At 34.3% G+C, this 17,228-nt stretch carries 19 protein-coding genes; 10 read left to right on the top strand and 9 right to left on the bottom strand.

Going from position 1 to position 17,228, the window contains the following annotated elements; translation table 11 throughout:
* The 6 genes from ACIQ6Z_RS02705 to ACIQ6Z_RS02680 all read left to right on the top strand — a co-directional run.
* Positions 1-398 (top strand): S49 family peptidase (locus ACIQ6Z_RS02705; RefSeq protein ID WP_396209401.1); only part of this gene is annotated, 398 nt, incomplete at its 5' end.
* Between the two features lie 132 nt (positions 399-530).
* On the top strand, positions 531-818 hold the full coding sequence (locus ACIQ6Z_RS02700; protein WP_396209400.1) for a hypothetical protein: 288 nt from the start codon (positions 531-533) through the stop codon (positions 816-818).
* Positions 819-862: 44 nt separating this feature from the next.
* Entirely contained in the window at positions 863-2,023 is a 1,161-nt protein-coding gene (locus ACIQ6Z_RS02695; protein WP_396209399.1) for a hypothetical protein, read from the top strand.
* Positions 2,020-3,324 carry a carboxypeptidase-like regulatory domain-containing protein gene (locus tag ACIQ6Z_RS02690; RefSeq protein WP_396209398.1) on the top strand — a complete coding sequence of 435 codons (1,305 nt, stop codon included), beginning with the start codon at positions 2,020-2,022 and terminating at the stop codon, positions 3,322-3,324. Before ACIQ6Z_RS02695 ends, ACIQ6Z_RS02690 begins: the two co-directional genes overlap by 4 nt.
* A complete protein-coding gene (locus ACIQ6Z_RS02685; protein ID WP_396209397.1) occupies positions 3,321-3,572 on the top strand; it encodes a hypothetical protein in 252 nt (83 codons plus the stop codon). The genes ACIQ6Z_RS02690 and ACIQ6Z_RS02685 overlap by 4 nt, the downstream gene beginning before the upstream one ends.
* Complete coding sequence (locus ACIQ6Z_RS02680; RefSeq protein WP_396209396.1) at positions 3,548-3,736, top strand: DUF1573 domain-containing protein; 189 nt, start codon at positions 3,548-3,550, stop codon at positions 3,734-3,736. The genes ACIQ6Z_RS02685 and ACIQ6Z_RS02680 overlap by 25 nt, the downstream gene beginning before the upstream one ends.
* 53 nt (positions 3,737-3,789) lie before the next feature.
* On the opposite strand, the gene ACIQ6Z_RS02675 is transcribed toward ACIQ6Z_RS02680, so the two are convergent.
* Positions 3,790-4,581, bottom strand: coding sequence for a DUF2797 domain-containing protein (locus ACIQ6Z_RS02675; RefSeq protein WP_396209395.1), 792 nt, complete (start codon positions 4,579-4,581; stop codon positions 3,790-3,792).
* Positions 4,582-4,680: 99 nt separating this feature from the next.
* Here ACIQ6Z_RS02675 and ACIQ6Z_RS02670 point away from each other — a divergent pair, with 99 nt between their 5' ends.
* Positions 4,681-6,189 carry a GH3 auxin-responsive promoter family protein gene (locus ACIQ6Z_RS02670; protein WP_396209394.1) on the top strand — a complete coding sequence of 503 codons (1,509 nt, stop codon included), beginning with the start codon at positions 4,681-4,683 and terminating at the stop codon, positions 6,187-6,189.
* A gap of 189 nt (positions 6,190-6,378) precedes the next feature.
* On the opposite strand, the gene clpX is transcribed toward ACIQ6Z_RS02670, so the two are convergent.
* The 8 genes from clpX to ACIQ6Z_RS02630 all read right to left on the bottom strand — a co-directional run bounded on the left by clpX (position 6,379) and on the right by ACIQ6Z_RS02630 (position 14,780).
* Positions 6,379-7,611, bottom strand: a complete 1,233-nt coding sequence (clpX, locus tag ACIQ6Z_RS02665) for an ATP-dependent Clp protease ATP-binding subunit ClpX (RefSeq protein ID WP_396209393.1) — start codon at positions 7,609-7,611, stop codon at positions 6,379-6,381.
* Between the two features lie 75 nt (positions 7,612-7,686).
* Complete coding sequence (gene clpP, locus ACIQ6Z_RS02660) at positions 7,687-8,376, bottom strand: ATP-dependent Clp endopeptidase proteolytic subunit ClpP (RefSeq protein WP_396209392.1); 690 nt, start codon at positions 8,374-8,376, stop codon at positions 7,687-7,689.
* 90 nt (positions 8,377-8,466) lie between these two features.
* Positions 8,467-9,792 carry a trigger factor gene (gene tig, locus ACIQ6Z_RS02655; protein ID WP_396209391.1) on the bottom strand — a complete coding sequence of 442 codons (1,326 nt, stop codon included), beginning with the start codon at positions 9,790-9,792 and terminating at the stop codon, positions 8,467-8,469.
* A gap of 92 nt (positions 9,793-9,884) precedes the next feature.
* Complete coding sequence (locus ACIQ6Z_RS02650) at positions 9,885-10,238, bottom strand: phage holin family protein (RefSeq protein WP_396209390.1); 354 nt, start codon at positions 10,236-10,238, stop codon at positions 9,885-9,887.
* Positions 10,239-10,316: 78 nt separating this feature from the next.
* Entirely contained in the window at positions 10,317-11,894 is a 1,578-nt protein-coding gene (locus ACIQ6Z_RS02645; protein WP_396209389.1) for a G-D-S-L family lipolytic protein, read from the bottom strand.
* Between the two features lie 19 nt (positions 11,895-11,913).
* Positions 11,914-13,179 (bottom strand): OmpP1/FadL family transporter, encoded by a 1,266-nt coding sequence (locus tag ACIQ6Z_RS02640; RefSeq protein WP_396209388.1) that lies wholly within the window; start codon positions 13,177-13,179, stop codon positions 11,914-11,916.
* Positions 13,180-13,301: 122 nt separating this feature from the next.
* Complete coding sequence (locus tag ACIQ6Z_RS02635; RefSeq protein ID WP_396209387.1) at positions 13,302-14,066, bottom strand: alpha/beta fold hydrolase; 765 nt, start codon at positions 14,064-14,066, stop codon at positions 13,302-13,304.
* Positions 14,067-14,780 carry a pyridoxine 5'-phosphate synthase gene (locus ACIQ6Z_RS02630; RefSeq protein ID WP_396209386.1) on the bottom strand — a complete coding sequence of 238 codons (714 nt, stop codon included), beginning with the start codon at positions 14,778-14,780 and terminating at the stop codon, positions 14,067-14,069.
* 95 nt (positions 14,781-14,875) lie between these two features.
* On the opposite strand from ACIQ6Z_RS02630, the gene ACIQ6Z_RS02625 reads away from it, so the two are divergent.
* The 3 genes from ACIQ6Z_RS02625 (at position 14,876) to ACIQ6Z_RS02615 (ending at position 17,227) form a co-directional block, all read left to right on the top strand.
* Positions 14,876-15,535, top strand: coding sequence for a CBS domain-containing protein (locus ACIQ6Z_RS02625; RefSeq protein WP_396209384.1), 660 nt, complete (start codon positions 14,876-14,878; stop codon positions 15,533-15,535).
* Between the two features lie 4 nt (positions 15,536-15,539).
* Positions 15,540-16,424: an NAD kinase gene (locus tag ACIQ6Z_RS02620; protein WP_396209383.1), complete on the top strand. Its 885-nt coding sequence runs from the start codon at positions 15,540-15,542 to the stop codon at positions 16,422-16,424.
* A gap of 119 nt (positions 16,425-16,543) precedes the next feature.
* The gene (locus tag ACIQ6Z_RS02615; protein WP_396209382.1) at positions 16,544-17,227 is read left to right on the top strand and encodes a DUF6089 family protein; all 684 of its coding nucleotides are present in this window, start codon (positions 16,544-16,546) and stop codon (positions 17,225-17,227) included.
* Position 17,228 lies beyond the last annotated feature (1 nt).

The following is a 17,228-nucleotide window of genomic DNA, read 5'->3' as shown; positions in this document are numbered from 1 at the left end:
TTGAGAAAACCTACACTACATTTTTACAACGGGTAGCTTCCGGAAGAAAAATGACTCTTGCACAAGTAGATGCTATTGGACAAGGTAGGGTTTGGACCGGAACAGCTGCAAAAAAATTGGGCTTAGTTGATGAAATTGGTGGTTTAGAAGACGCCATCAAATATGCTGCAACATTGGGAAAAACAAAATCGTATCGAACCGAGAATTTTCCCGAATATGAAAAAAGCTTTGAAGATTTATTGGCTAATTTTACCGGAATTGCAGCGCTTCAAACCAAAGAACAACTCTTGAAAGAGCAATTGGGCGAAGAAGGATTTCAAATGTTAGAACAAATCAAACGCGTTAAGAGCAGAAAAGGAATTCAAACCTTAATGCCCTACGAACTGAACATTCGTTAATAAAAACCTATACTTTATATAAATCCCAAAAGCACTAGCTTTTGGGATTTTTTTATATTTATAATACATTTTTTTAATTTTATAGGAATTATTTTTATATTTGCTAAGTATAACCCTTTAAATCAATGTATTATGAAGAAAAAAATAATTTACGGATCCTTATTTGCCGTTGTATTTACACTTAGTTTGCTTTTTAAACCAAAGTATGATGAAAGCCTACAGCAAGCAGATATTGATATTACGATCCTACTAACTTGGATAGGAGATATTGAAATTGGCTCACAAAATTGTGTATGTAAAGGTAGCTCTTGTAGCGAAGCCAATTGGATTTCTTTTAGAGAAAGATGTGGAACTACCTCTGGGGGACAAGCTGGTAATACAAACTGGGCATGTGGTCAAGTAGGAGGTCAATGTAATTAACAAAATTGAGAACGCTTAGGCGTTCTCAATTAATTTCAAATAGAATGAAAAAATTCCCCCTTTATATTGTAATGGTTATGTTATTTTCATGTGAAAAAGAAAAAATAACCTCTAAAGTCTATTATGACACCATAGAAAATTCTAACCGAAAGGTAAATTTAGCTGACAAAATCAGGGTAACAATAGATACTTTAGCAGCTCCTACCGACATTGAAACTTCGTTCAATGGAAATTTTACAGTTTGCAACAAAACGATCGTATTTGCTGATGTGTTTTTTGGATATCTCTTTGAATTTGATAAAAAATTAAAACTGCAATCAAAAAATTTTGGCATTGGAAATCACCCTCATGAATTGAAAGGCGCCGATTATATAACGTATTCCAATAAAACAAAGAGGTTGTATGTATTATCGTCAAAGACAGGGATACTCGCTGTTATTGATTCTAAATTTCACAAAGAAAAGGAGTTTAAAATAAATTTCAACATAAAAAGAACTAAGGAAGAAGTTATTTATAAACCTTTACCATATTTGATGGATTCGTATGAGTTAGACTATGGCTACGATGGTATTTTAAAAGTATTTGATGAATACCATTTGGCAATTGCTATCACCTCATCGCATCCAAAATTTAATGGCTATTTTAATTCGAAATTTTACTATGAAAACTCAAGAATTATTGCATTGATTAATATTGAAAAGGAATATATTGACCGTTTAATTGGTAGAAGACCTCTATTATTTTTAAAAAACCAATTACCCAATTATGATCATTTTAACTATGAAATAAATAACAACACAATCTATTTGAATTTTTATCCCGAATCTACTATTTATAAAATAGACAAAGAAAAAGATGTTGTTCAAAGTGCTTTTGGAATTCAAGGCAGTGAAATGAAAACAAATTATACAAGAACTTATTCTTATGAAGAAGCATACAAGCGTGAATTTGAAGATTACAACAATTATAACTTTTACAATAGTTTGTATGTTGATGACAACTTAATCTTTAGAGGCTATTCAAAAAATAATACTAAAAAGGATGGATTACAAATTTATAAAAACAATGTGCTTATTGCAGATTTGAATTTTCCAAAAGGATATAAAATTATTGGAAAAATTGATAATGCCTATTATGCATCAAAAAATGTAATTAAAAGAAGAGAAGACATGGTCCTACTTAAACTAAAATTTTCTGAATTATGAAATTAAAATCACTTTTATACCTGTTACTTATTGCAACACCATTTCAATTACCCGCACAAAAAATATCTGGGCAATTGATTAATGAAATTGACAAAACTCCAGTTTTTGGAGTTACAGTTTATAGTGATGGTGTACCGTTTGCTTTTTCTGACCAAGAAGGCAAATTTGAAATCGAAGATGTAACTACCATTAAAGTACTAACGTTTTCACATTTGGCATATACTGAAAAAACGTTAAAAATATCAGAGTTTAAAAGCGAAAACCAACTAATTTATTTAGTTGAAAAAGCTACTTTATTAGATGAAGTAGAAGTAATTAGCCCCAAAAACTCGTTAACTCTAAACGAAATTATTAAAAAAAGTTCAAAGAAATTTATTGAGAGCTATAAAACAACACCCTATTTAGCAAATGTTAATGCAAAACAAATTGTAATACAAAACAATGAATATTTAGGATTTTTAGAAATAGATGGCATTTTTTATAATTTTGTCCCCAAGGATAGAAATCCTTTTAGATACCCATTTATTATTCCAAAAAATTACAGGAAAAATTATGAAAATAATTCATTAACAGATTACTCATCCAAAAACAAGTTCCCTTTTAAAACAATTTCTCCAAAACTTTTTAATGATTCCTTTTTTGATTTTCAATTTGCAACACTAACTCATCCACTTTATAAAAAAAACAAGTACTCATACAATCGATTAGACGATATTGAAATTAATGGTAATGTATATTATCAAATTCAATTTTTTCAAAAAAAAGGCATCAATTTAAAGAGAGATTTACTCAATGTATATGGTGAAATGTTAATATCTAAAGAGGATTTTTCTATTGTTAAACACAAAGTAAGCTTTGATTTTGAGAATATCAACTCCAATGAAATAGAAATTTTGTATGCTAAAAAAGGGAATAAAATATTAGTTTCAAAAATTAGAATCAACACAAAAATAATTAATTCTAAATATAAAAATAAAGGTCTTTACATTCAAAATTACTTGGTTATTGATAATTCAAAAACTATTGATACCGAAAATATAACTAAGAAAATCAGATTTGATAGTTGTTATTATTTAGATGAAATAAAATATGATACTAATTATTGGAAACAAAAAGTTGAATATTCGTCAACAGAATTGATTGATAATTATTTAAAAACATTATCTGAGCAAGATTTTCAAGAGGGTGCCAAACAAAAAGTATTAGACAACAAATCAAAATATTATAAAAAATGGAACGAAGAATTCAGAATTCAGCAAATTAAATTGCATCAAGAAATATTAAAAAGCATAAAATTATGAGAAAACTAATTTTTACATGTTTTGGTTTTATACTATTTCCTTGTAGTAAGTCTAACGAAACAACCAAAGATGTTTTTGTCAAAACTGAAACAAAATCAAAAGGTGTATTAGATTGTAAACAAACTTCATTTTATGCAGGTAAAATAAAAACTGGCCAACCTATAGGACTCACCTTTAGATTTAGGAACATAGGGACAGCACCAGTTATTATTTTAGAAAAACTATGCCGTGTAATTGTACCCATTTAAAAACAAGCTCGGATACTATAAATCCAAATGAAACTACTGATTTAAAAATAAAAATTGACACCAAAGATAAAAAACCAGGAAAATGTGAAGTAACTATAACTGTAAAAACAAACGGTTCAAGAAAATTCTATTTACTAGAGGTTGCTTTTGATATAATTGAATAATATTTTAAAACTTAATTATTTTTTCTAAATGCAACTTGTCTTTGGGATTTTTTTTACAAGCTAATTTTGACCATATAACCTTCATAGGTGCGCACATTAAAGACGGTACCGTCCTCAAAAAGTAAGTATTGCCCTTTGATTCCAGTTAACTTTCCAGAAAATTGAGGTGTCTTATCTAAATTTAGACTGCTAACTTTTGAAGGGTAGTGCACCACTGGAAAATCCAGTAGAATAATTTTTTCTGTAGTAGAAAAATAGGGCTTTACTTCCTGCGGCAACCAATCGAATACTTTATTGCGCTCGGCTACTAAATCGGTATTGAGGTATTCATTTTTTAGCATTTTTTGCCAATTGGTTTTATCGGCAAAATGGTTTTTTAGGGCAACTTCGGTAATTCCAGCCAAATAACGATTGGGAACTTCCACAACCGGAATGGCTTGCACGGCGCCTTGATCAATCCAGCGCGTTGGAACTTGTGTTTTTCGGGTAACTCCTACTTTTACTTCACTTGACAACGCTAGATACACTATATGAGGTTGTAATTGCACACGCTTTTCATAGTCCAAATCGCGATCTGCAATATCTAAATGTGCGGTACTCAATTCGGGTTTCATGATCCAATCGCCCACAGCCGGACTACTCATAAAACAATCGTAGCAAAATCCTTGACGAAAAATTTTCTTGGCTTTGCCACAATTCAAACATTGATAACCTTGAAAATCGATAGTCAACTCTTTACCCAAAAGTTGATTGAGGTGTAAAAACCCCGAATCAAAAACCAAATAATACTGAATGGGCGTGCCGTATTCGGTTTGCATTTTGGTCAAGGTACCTTGATAGATCATTTGTGTTTAGATTTAGATTTTTGTTCGATTGTATAAAAAAAATGCTATTTTTGGTAAAGTTATTATTCCCTATTCATAATTCAAAATCAAACGCGCAAAATGCCACTACAAATTATCAATTCTTTTGCCACTTGGATTTTAAAAAAACGAATTCATCAAATGGAATTGTTTTTAAAGTATCCGCATGAAGTGCAAGAAGAATTATTGTTTAGTTTGATGAAATCGGCAGAAGCCACGCAAATTGGAAAAAAATACGATTTTACTTCGATTAAAAGTTATACCACATTTAGCGAACGCATCCCTATAGCAACTTATGAAGAATTAGAACCCTTAATTGAATTGACACGAAAAGGGGAACAAAATGTGTTTTGGCCTTCTCATATCAAGTGGTTTGCCAAATCGAGCGGTACTACAAACGCTAAAAGTAAGTTTATTCCGGTGAGTGCAGAAGCTCTAGAGAATTGCCATTACAAAGCCAGTAAAGATTTATTGTGTTTGTTTTTAAATAATAACGAAGATTCGCAATTGTTTACAGGAAAAAGTTTGCGCTTAGGCGGAAGCAAGCAATTGTATGAAGACAACAATACTTTTTTTGGCGATTTATCGGCAATTTTGATTGACAACATGCCCATTTGGGCCGAATTTAGCTCTACACCCAGCAGTAAAATTTCGTTAATGGGCGATTGGGAGACCAAACTTCCTGCCATTATTAACGAAACCATTAATGAAAATGTGACCAGTTTAGCCGGTGTACCCAGTTGGATGCTTGTTTTGTTGCAAAAAGCATTGGAAACGACCGGAAAATCCAATTTACTGGAAGTGTGGCCCAATGCCGAAGTCTATTTTCATGGAGGTGTCAGTTTTGAACCTTATAAAGAACAATACAAAAAATTATTTCCCAAAGACAGTTTTAAATACTACGAAATTTACAATGCCTCAGAAGGTTTTTTCGCGATTCAAGATCAAAATGGTAGCGACGAGTTATTGCTGATGCTCGATTATGGTATTTTTTACGAATTTATTCCCATGGATACATTTGGCACACTCAACCAACACGTAATCCGATTGAATCAAGTGGAATTGCATAAAAATTATGCGTTAGTCATCACGACCAATTCGGGCTTGTGGCGCTATCTCATTGGAGATACCATTCGTTTTACATCCTTAAATCCGTATCGCATTAAAGTCACCGGTAGAACCAAACACCACATTAATGTGTTTGGAGAAGAACTCATGGTAGAAAACACCGATACGGCTTTAGCCAAAACCTGTAAATTATTCAATTGTGAAATGATTGATTATACAGTGGCTCCGATATTTATGAAAGACAACAAAAAAGGCGCACACGAATGGATCATAGAGTTTAAAAATGCGCCTGAAGATATAGCAAAATTTACGCAAGCTTTAGACGAAAACATACAAGCACTCAACTCTGATTATGAAGCCAAACGCTATAATAATATGACGTTAAACCCGTTAGTACTTCATGTAGCCCGACCTCATTTGTTTTATGACTGGTTGAAACAGCAAGACAAATTAGGAGGCCAACACAAAGTGCCGCGTTTGTCTAACGAAAGAACTTATTTAGAAAGCTTATTGAAATTATAATGCTACAGCGAAAAATACTTCTCATTCTTTGCCTGATCGTAGTTTCGGCTTGCGGTCCCAAACGGTATGGTTGTGGACCAAGACGGTGTGAGGTGAAAGTGAAACCATTTCACTTTTTGAACACCGATAATAAAAAACGCCCACTAGTTTATGTAAACCAAGCAGGCGTTGTTTGTGTATAAATATAATTTACGAAACCGCTTTCAGTCGTTGTAATAAATTCTTATTCAAACTATTTTCGGCATAGTCTTTAGTTACTTGTAAGTGCTTTTCGTTTGAACTAGGCAATTCATACATGGCATCAGTTAAAATGGCTTCGCACAATGAACGTAATCCTCTAGCGCCTAATTTATATTCTAAGGCTTTTTCAACAATATAATCTAAGGCTTCCTCTTCAAACGCTAACGTTACCTCATCCATTTCAAACAACTTTTCATATTGTTTTACTAAAGCATTTTTAGGTTCGGTTAAGATGGCACGTAAAGTAGCTGCATCCAAAGGATCCATGTGAGTTAATACTGGTAAACGCCCAATAATTTCAGGAATTAACCCAAAATCTTTGACATCTTTTGGAATTAAATACTGCAACAAATTATCTTTATCAATATGGTCGGTTCCTAAAGACGAACTGTACCCTACGGCTTGTCGGTTCAATCGTTTGGAAATAATGCGTTCAATGCCGTCAAAAGCACCACCGGCGATGAATAAGATATTTTGGGTATTGACTTCCACAAATTTTTGGTCCGGGTGTTTTCTTCCTCCTTTTGGTGGTACATTCACTATCGTTCCTTCTAGTAATTTCAATAAGGCTTGTTGTACGCCTTCTCCCGAAACATCTCTAGTTATCGATGGGTTATCACTTTTACGGGCAATTTTATCAATCTCGTCGATAAAAACGATACCTCTTTCGGCTTTCGCCACATCATAATCGGCGGCTTGTAACAAACGAGTTAAAATACTTTCTACGTCTTCTCCTACATAACCTGCTTCGGTTAATACTGTAGCGTCAACAATAGCTAGCGGTACGTTCAACATTTTAGCAATGGTTTTTGCTACTAATGTTTTACCCGTTCCGGTTTGGCCTACCATTAAAATATTACTTTTTTCAATCTCTACATCATCGTCCAATTGCTTTTGCATTAAACGTTTGTAGTGGTTGTAAACGGCAACACTCATGACTTTTTTAGTTTGATCTTGTCCAATGACATAATCATCTAAAAACGCGCGAATTTCTTTTGGCTTCAACAGAATTAAATCGGCTGCCAAGTCGGCATTACCGGTTTGCTTTAGTTCTTCTACTACGATACCGTGGGCTTGCTCAATACACTTGTCGCAAATGTGTGCCGTGATTCCAGCAATTAATAAATTGGTTTCCGGCTTTTTTCTCCCACAGAACGAACACTCTAATACTTCTTTTGCCATTTTTTTTGGGTTAAAGGTGATGGGCAATGGGTGATGGGCAAACTTTTTACCTATCACCCATTACCTAAAACCTTTTTATTGTCTTGTTAACACTTCATCAATCATTCCGTACTCTTTGGCCTCAGCCGCTTTCATCCAATAATCTCTTTCGCTGTCTTTGTAAACTTTCTCGTAAGGTTGTTTGGAATGTTGTGAAATGATTTCGTATAATTCTTCTTTTAATTTCAACATTTCTTTCAAGTTAATTTCCATATCAGTAGCCACACCTTGTGCGCCACCCGATGGTTGGTGAATCATCACTCTTGAATGCGGTAAGGCCGAACGTTTTCCTTCTGCTCCAGCACATAATAAAACCGCTCCCATGGAAGCTGCCATTCCGGTACAAATGGTGGCTACATCGGGTTTTACAAATTGCATGGTATCATAAATTCCCAATCCCGCATAAACACTTCCACCTGGAGAATTGATATATATACTGATGTCTTTCGACGCATCTACGCTTTCTAAAAACAACAATTGCGCTTGAATAATATTGGCAACATAATCATCGACTCCGGTTCCCAAGAAAATAATTCGATCCATCATCAAACGAGAAAACACATCCATTGAGGCCACGTTCATTTGGCGCTCTTCAATAATATAAGGCGTCATGCTGCTTACAATTTTATCGTAATACAAACTGTTTACGCCGTGGTGCTTGGTAGCATATTTCTTAAATTGCTTTGCCATCTCGAGCGTAGCTCTTGGGTCTTTTCCGTAATTCATAATATTGAATGTATTTTTAATGAAAATTAATGGTATAAAAAAGCGCCAAAACTAGTTTGACGCTCAAAGATAATTATTTTTTACGAGAATTTATTCCCCGTACATCGCTTTAATGAATTGATCGTAATTTACTTCTTTTGCTTTGGCTTTTACTTTTTCTTTGTATAAACCTAACATTTTTTCGCTCATTACTTGCTCAGACAAACGCTTCACTTCGTCTTGATTTGACATAACGCGTGCAACAATACCATTGATCTCATCATCAGATGGATTTAATTGCCCAAACTGTGCCATTTGTTTTTTAATGATATCTGCTGTATGTGCCTTTAAATCTTCGAAGGTAATTTGTAAATTGTTTTCGGCCATTACTTTTCCTTCAATCAATTGGAAACGTAATCCTTTTTCTGCTTTAGCAAATTCCTCTTCTGCTTGTTCGTCAGTAAGTGGCGTTTCGGCAACGGTTTTGATCCATTTTTTTAAGAATGCAGCAGGTAATTCAAATTTTGTAGACTCAATTAAGAAATCGGTTACATCATTTAAGAATTTTTGATCGGCTTGTTGTGCAAATTGCACTTCCGCATCCTCTTTGATTTTAGCTTTCAAATCGGCAACAGAAGTAATTACTCCAGGCCCGAATAACTTATCAAATAATTCTTGGTTTAATTCGGCTTTCTCAACGGCATTAATTTCTTCAATAGTAAAGTCAACCTTAATATCCAATCCGTGCACTGCATCATGTCCTACTTTTAAATAATCCATTAATTTATGGTCATCATCAAACAAGCCTTTTGTTCCGATAGCAACGACATCCCCTACTTTTTTACCTACAAATGCTTTAGCTGCTTTTTTATCGGCAAAAATATCTAAGGCAAAATTAGCTGGAGCATTAATTCCTGCTGCTTCATTCGTAAAAGTACCTCTTACTTCATAATCGGCTTTTACTTCGGCTTGTGAAATTAATTTTCCGTATTGTTTTTGGATACGCTCAACTTGATCATTCAACATTTTATCATCGGCCACAACTTTGTATTTGATTACCGAATTTTTAGCCGTTAAATCCACAGAAAATTCTGGCGCTAAGCCTAATTCAAAATCAAAAGAAAACTGCTCTGCATCCCAATCAATACTTTCAGTTACCACTGGAATAGGATTTCCAAGAATGTCTAATTTTTCAGAAGTTAAATAATTATTCAGCGAAGTTTGTAATACTTTGTTTACTTCTTCTAATAAAACCGCTTTTCCGTATTGTTTTTTAATCAAACTCATAGGAACTGCTCCTTTTCTAAATCCAGAAATAGCAGCATTTTTTTTGTAATCTGCTAATACTTTTTCTACTTTATCGGAATAATCTTCTTTTGTAATTGCTACTGTAACAATTGCATTTAATGCATCAACTTGTGCTTTTGTAATGTTCATTATCTGTTTATTTAAGTACCATAAAATTGGGTTGCAAAATTATAGAATTTTTACAACCCAAACAAGTTTTTAATTTATTGAAATTCAATTCGCTATAAAATTATTTTTTCACTTACAAATATTTTATTCAATATTGATTGACTCACCGATAATAAAATACTAAACAATAAAGCAGTAATAAAGCCATCCAAATGGAATTCAGGTATGAAATAATCGCAGATTAAAACGATCATCGCATTGATGACCAGTAAGAACAATCCTAAAGTAAATAAGGTAACCGGAATGGTTAGAAACACTAAAACAGGTTTTAAAAATGTGTTTAATAGTCCCAATACAATGGCCACCCATAAAGCTGCCACTATTGAGGTCACATGCACTCCAGGCAAAAAATAGGAAAGTGCAAATACTACAATTGAACTAATGAATAATTTGATGATAAAATTCATACGAAAGATTTTAAAAAATGATTTTTACAAAAAAAGGCACCAAAAATGATGCCTTTTATTATTTTTTTAAGTGCTAACTTAGTTTGAACTTACGATATTAATTCCAGGGAAATAAGATGGATTGTGTAACGGTAAGTTGGCACGATAATGTTGATTAATCACTTTAATGATTTCATTAGTAATTACAGCATAACCACGTGCATTCGGGTGAACCCCGTCTAAAGAAAACAACACTAAACCTTCTGTAGCAGAACCACTGAAGTAATTAGCGGTATATATTTGTCCTGTTTCTATCTGTAATCCACTAACTAATCGGTTCATAATAGCATTCATGTCTGCCACTGCTAAATTTTTAGTTGCCGCAATTGAACGTATTGCTGCATTATAAGTAGCTGTTGCGTTAGCTACTTTAGTTTTTTCAGTAGTTGTTAACACCCATTTATTAGCCATTGGAAAAGTAACCCCATTAATATTAATTCCAGCAGGTGCAGCTGAATTAACGGAACCAATAACAGAAGAAGCTGGCAAAACCACTAAATCATTTGCGGTTGCTTGACGCGCTCTTCCAAATACCATTCCAAATGCAGTTGCTGTTGGTACTCCTAATGTTCCAGACAACGCAGCCGTAATTTGTGCCGATCTGTTTGCAGCATCTGCATCAAAAATTAAAATTGGATTTGCAGAGGTTGCAGATAATGGATTTACTCTATTTGGTTCACCCAAAGCTGTAAAAATTGCATCTAATGGCCCATATAATTGCGCATTTAATGTTGCAATATTTGTTGCACCACCTAAAGCAGTTGGCGACAATGGTGCAAACGGCACAGTAGTAAAATAAGGAATTGAAGTTACACTTGGAATGGTACAAACCACACCTTTAGCACCACCATTCGTCAAAGTATTGATCATGTTTCTGTATACATTTTCATATACTCCTGCATTGGTAATATCATTAGGGCCATAGGTTAATGGATTGATATTTCCGGTAGTATTGTGATCGTCTGCTGGAGTTGTACCGTCTGGTTTAGCACCACCATTAGTAGCGTACGATAAAACATCATTAGCTCCAATCCAGTTGGTAAAGAACGTTGGGTTTTTGGTCATTGCATCACCAATTACGGTAGCAGTTGGAGAAGTAGCATGTCTTACAAAATAAGGATTTGCTTGACCTAACGCTACACCGGCAAGATTACCATAACCTGGTGTTAAAAGATGAAATGATTTTGCTCCTGGTACTCCCATGTTATTGTATGCAGTAGCTTGTAAATTTGCTACATTAATAGTTGAAGTTCCAGCTATATTTTCTGGACGACTTTGAGAAGCATCAATTACTAATCTTGTATTACCGATTTGTAATCCGCCTAAAGCTAATCCACCAAAATTATTAACATCATCTGCAAAAGAAGGTTGCGTAAAAGCGCCACCTCCAACAAGGGCAAATTGCTGTGCTAATAAGTTTGGATAAGAATAGGTTTGACCTACTCTAGAGACTGTACCGTCCATGTATCCAGCCGTTAATGAGTTTCCAATGGCTACATACGAAGTAAAATCGGCATCACCAGAAGTGTAATCGGCGTCAACAGTATTTTCAAATTCTGGTTCACATGAAGCAAAACCAGCAGCTATAATAGCTAAATATATAAATTTATTTTTCATTGTATTTTAGTATTTAAAATTAGAAACCGTAAGTAATACCTATACCTGGAGAGAATACAACTGATTTGTATGTTCCACCAAATGGCAATGTATTCCCATTTTCTTGATAGTGATCGTATGAATTGTCCACTTCATCAAAGTGTAAGTATAAGAAGGAGAAATCAATTCCTAATTTATCATTTACTTTATAGGTTAAACCCCCTGTGAATCCCATAGAATCGTTTCTTGGTGTTTCAGGAGCAAAGTAACCGTCTTGTACTGGACTTTCGTCAAAATACCAACCCGCTCTGAATGTAAATTTATCATTTGCAATATATTGAGAACCTATACGATAAGTGCTTGCACTCTTATAATTTCTAGGGTTATTAGAAGTATTTCTAATTGTTCCATCTGGATTAAGGAAATCAACAGTAAGCGCCTCGTAAACACTCCACATTGCTCTGTTATAATCAAAAGCAAACAACCATTTTTCTGATGGTTTGTATGACATACCAACTGTTAATTCAGCAGGTAATGGTAAGTCGGCATTAAAAGTTGTATTTTGTAATGTTGGAGAAGTTGATGCAAATCCTGGAACATCATTAAAAGATGCATCACCTTTACGAGCTTCCATAATGATTTCAGAACGGTAATTCATACCAAATCTTACTTTTTTAGATGGATTAAACATAAAGCCAGCCGTATATCCCCAAGCAGTAATACCTTGTGCATCTAAAGTTACATCTGTGCCACTTCCATCAACAGATAATAAAGGATTGATGGCTACATTTCTATTGAAGTTAACAGATCCTGTAGCATAGATTGGTCCACCACCTACGCTAAAATGTTCTCCAACACGAATCGAAACTGATGGCTGTACAAAAATAGCTTGTAAATCAATGTTATTCACTAAATGTGCACCTTGCCAATCTTGATCCCATTCAACAGAACTTCCATATGGTGTATATACAGCTAATCCAGCTGTTAACCAATTGTTCACTTTATATGTAGCATACAAGCTGAATGGCGTTCCCATGTTTTCTGTTGTAGCTTCCCAATTGTATTGTGAATTTTGAAATTTTGTTTTAGCAAACAAGGCATTAGCTCCAAAAGATAAATTGAATTTTTTATCTAAATATGCCATCCCTGCTGGGTTAAAAAACGCAACTTCTGCGCTATTTACTACAGCAACACCTGTGTGTCCCATAGCTAATTGTTTTTGACCTTGAATACTAACTCGATATCCTCCTGCGAAGGCAGTTGAGCCAGCTAAAGCCAATAATGTTAAAGAAAGTAATTTTCTCATAATGTAAATTAGTGTTAGTTTTTTCTGAATTTATAAAAATCAATAGTTCAAAATTAAGACAAAATATGAATTTTACAATTATTTTAACTAAAAAATTGCGCAAATCCACTTTTTAAGGACAATTATTTCAAAAATTGCAGCACTTTAAAATAAAAATCTTTTGGATTTTCTGCATGCAGCCAATGTCCTGCATTATCTATAGTTACAAGAGTTGCGGCATAAAAATGATGCAAAATTAAATCCAAATCGCTATCTAAAATATAGTCAGAAGTAGCCCCTCTTAAAAAAAGTGTCGGTTTGTGAAACGTTCTCTCATAGGGTAAATCCGTGCCAATTACTTGAATTGTAGTTGTTAAAACAGGTAAATTGAAGCGGAAAGCCAATTGATCTGGCGTTTGCCAATAGACATTCTTCATTAAAAACTGTCGGGTTCCAAAATCTGGAATATAGTGCGCCAAAATTTCTTCGACTTCACTCCTACTTGTTTGCAAATCAAAATCAACCGCATTCAAACCCGCCAATATGAGTTGATGGTGGGGCGCATAATACTTAGGACCAATATCAGCAACAATTAGCTTTGAAACAATGTCGGGATACGTAGTTGCAAAAAGCATGGCAACTTTTCCGCCCATGGAGTGTCCTAACAAAACACAGTTGGTGATTTGGTGAAAATCGATATATTCTTTCACATCGTTTACCATTACATCATAATTAAAAACGTCCGAATGGAAACTTTTACCATGATTTCGCAAATCTAAAGAATGCACTTGAAAACCATCGTTTGTAAATTGTGTAGCAATTGATTTCCAATTATCCGACATCCCTAAAAAACCATGAATAATGAGTAAAGGCAATCCTTCTCCTTCTATTCTTGAATGTAATACCATCTATTTCAATTTTTGCAAATACATATTTACTACATTTTCAAGGCCTAAGAATAAAGATTCCGTTATTAAAGCATGACCAATTGATACTTCAAGTAATTGGGGAATATTATCTTTAAAAAATTTTATATTTTCCAAACTCAAATCATGCCCTGCATTTATTCCCAACTGCAATTCGTTCGCTTTTTCTGCAGCTAAAACAAAAGGGGTAATTCCGGCCAAATTTCCTTTTCCATATTCATGTGCATAACTTTCCGTATACAATTCTATTCGATCGGTTCCAGTGGCTTTTGCCCCTTCAATCATACGCACATCGGCATTCACAAAAATCGATGTTCGAATACCCTTACGCTGAAATTCATGAATTATTTCAGTTAAATACGATTGGTGCTTCACCGTATCCCAACCTGCATTAGAGGTCAATGCTCCAATGGCATCAGGCACAAGCGTTACTTGCGTGGGCATGCACTCGAGTACCAAATCAATAAAATTATGCTGAGGATTTCCTTCAATATTATACTCGGTATGCACTACCTTGACTAAATCACGAGCATCTTGATATCGTATGTGTCGTTCATCGGGTCTCGGATGTACTGTAATTCCTTGCGCTCCAAATTGCTGAATGGCGGTGGCGACCTTCAATACATCCGGAACATTTCCCCCTCTTGAATTGCGCAAAGTGGCAATTTTATTAATATTTACAGATAGCTTTGTCATGGTTCCAGTTTTAATTTAGCAAAAATACAAAGTATAAATTAGGTATCATATGGTATTTTTTGATTATTTTGCGGTTCATTTCCATTACTTAACATATGAATAGCTTGAATACTTACATAAATACCGAAATAAAACCTCTAAAACACAGTGCTCCAATACGTGACGCACAAGATCTTTTTGAAGAGGTGACGTATTCTCATTTTCCAGTAACCGAAGATGGTGTTTATATTGGTTGTGTAAGTAAGGAAAGTGTGGAATTTTTAAACGCTACGGCACTGCTCAAAGAAAATCGTTTTCAATTTGAACGTTTTTTTGTGCGCTCTACTATGATATGGCTTGACGTCTTGGAGGTTTTTGCTAAAAACGAAAGCAATTTACTCCCAGTTTTGGATGAAAAAAACAACTATATCGGATATTATGAACTCGAAGATGTCATCCATTTTTTACACGAAACCCCTTTCTTAAAAGAAGAAGGAGGTATTTTAATTGTAGCCAAAGAAGTCAACACATTTTCAATGAGTCAAGTGGCACAAATAGTAGAAAGTAATGAAGCTAAAGTTTTAGGATTATTTATTTCAAATATTACCCAAAATACAGTTGAAATTACGATTAAAATAAGCCAAAGTGGCCTGAATGACATCATACAAACCTTTAGAAGGTACGACTATGAAATTATTTCTGAACATCAAGAGGATTCGTATTTGAATGGCCTCAAAGAACGTTCAGATTATTTAGATAAATATCTTAATATTTAAGCCTATGAAAATAGCAGTTTTTGGTCAATATTATCAAAACAATACCGCCGAAATCGTTCGTAAAGTTGTCGATTTTTTAGAATCCAATAGTATTTTGATTTCTTTTGAACGGTCTTTTCTTAACACATTACATGAAAAAAACATAGTTCCCCAAAAGTATAGTAGTTTTTCAAATGCATCTGAATTGGATGCCGATTTTGAAGCGTTAATTAGTATTGGTGGCGACGGAACTATGCTGAAAGCCGCAACTTTTATTCGTGATAAAAACATTCCGATTATTGGGATCAACGCAGGTAGATTGGGGTTTTTAGCAACGGTACAATATGAAAATATTGAATCCTTGCTTCAAAAAGTATTGATCAAAGATTATATCATCTCTAAACGTAGTTTATTAAGTGTGCGAACGGTTCCCGAGTATGAAAATTTCAAAGAACTGGATTTTGCTCTTAATGAAGTTACGGTGGCGCGTAAGGATACTACTTCGATGATTACCGTCGAGACAATGTTAAACAATGAGTACCTAACGTCGTATTGGGCAGACGGATTAATCGTATCAACACCAACTGGCTCTACCGGCTATTCCTTAAGTTGTGGTGGCCCTGTCTTGACTCCAGAAGTTGCTAGTTTTGTAGTTACACCAATGGCTCCTCATAATTTAAATGCACGCCCCTTAGTCATCACGGATGATACCGAAATCACCTTGAAGGTTTCTGGCCGCGAAGAACAATTCTTAATATCCTTAGATTCCCGTATTGCAGCCGTTTCAAAAGACACAACAGTTTACATTAAAAAAGCACCTTTTACCCTATCGGTTATTGAATTTAAAGACGAAACCTTTTTAACTACTATTCGAAAAAAATTACTTTGGGGAGCCGATAAAAGAAATTAGAAGACAGGTATATCATTTTTTATTTTTTTGCGTTTTTATAACTCAAAAAGACAACAAAAAAAACCTATAAAATAGGGTTAAGTAGTCAATATTGTTATATTTGCAAACTATTTGAAAAAATGAAACAAATTTTTATTTACATAAGCTTGATTTTCTGCGCCTTAAGCACCTATGGACAAATCCACGAATTAGGTGTTTTTGCGGGGGGTATTAATTATATTGGAGATGTGGGACCAGCCACCTACATTGCTCCAAACAAACCCGCTATTGGCATACTTTACAAATGGAATCGAAGTCCGAGACACGCTTGGCGTTTTTCTTATTACCAGGGAGATTTACAAGCTAAAGATGTTGAAAGTGCTGTACCCAGCAGAAAAGCCAGAGGATACGCTTTTGAAAATAAAGTCAAGGAATTTTCCTTAGGCTTAGAATTCAATTTCATGGCGTTTGATTTACATGATACAAAAAAGAAGGTTACTCCTTATGTTTTCACAGGAATTAACTATTTCATATACGACGAAATTTTTATTGCAAATCGAAAAAGCTATTTAGATTATCAAAGCAGTGCATTTGCGTTACCCATGGTTTTGGGTATAAAAGCAAATATTTTTGAGAATTTTGTTGTGGGCGCAGAAGTTGGAGCTCGGTATACTTTTACTGATAATTTAGACGGCAGCAACCCAGAGAATGAAAATTTTAAAAACTGGCGCTTTGGGAATTTGAATAGTAATGACTGGTATGTATTTTCGGGCATAACACTAACGTATACCTTTGGCCAAAACCCATGTTTTTGTGCAGAATAAT

Origin of the sequence: Flavobacterium sp. (genome assembly GCF_044376915.1) — a bacterium.
Classification (GTDB): domain Bacteria; phylum Bacteroidota; class Bacteroidia; order Flavobacteriales; family Flavobacteriaceae; genus Flavobacterium.
Note: the sequence above shows the minus strand (reverse complement) of the source record. Positions and strands in the feature narration are given on the sequence as shown.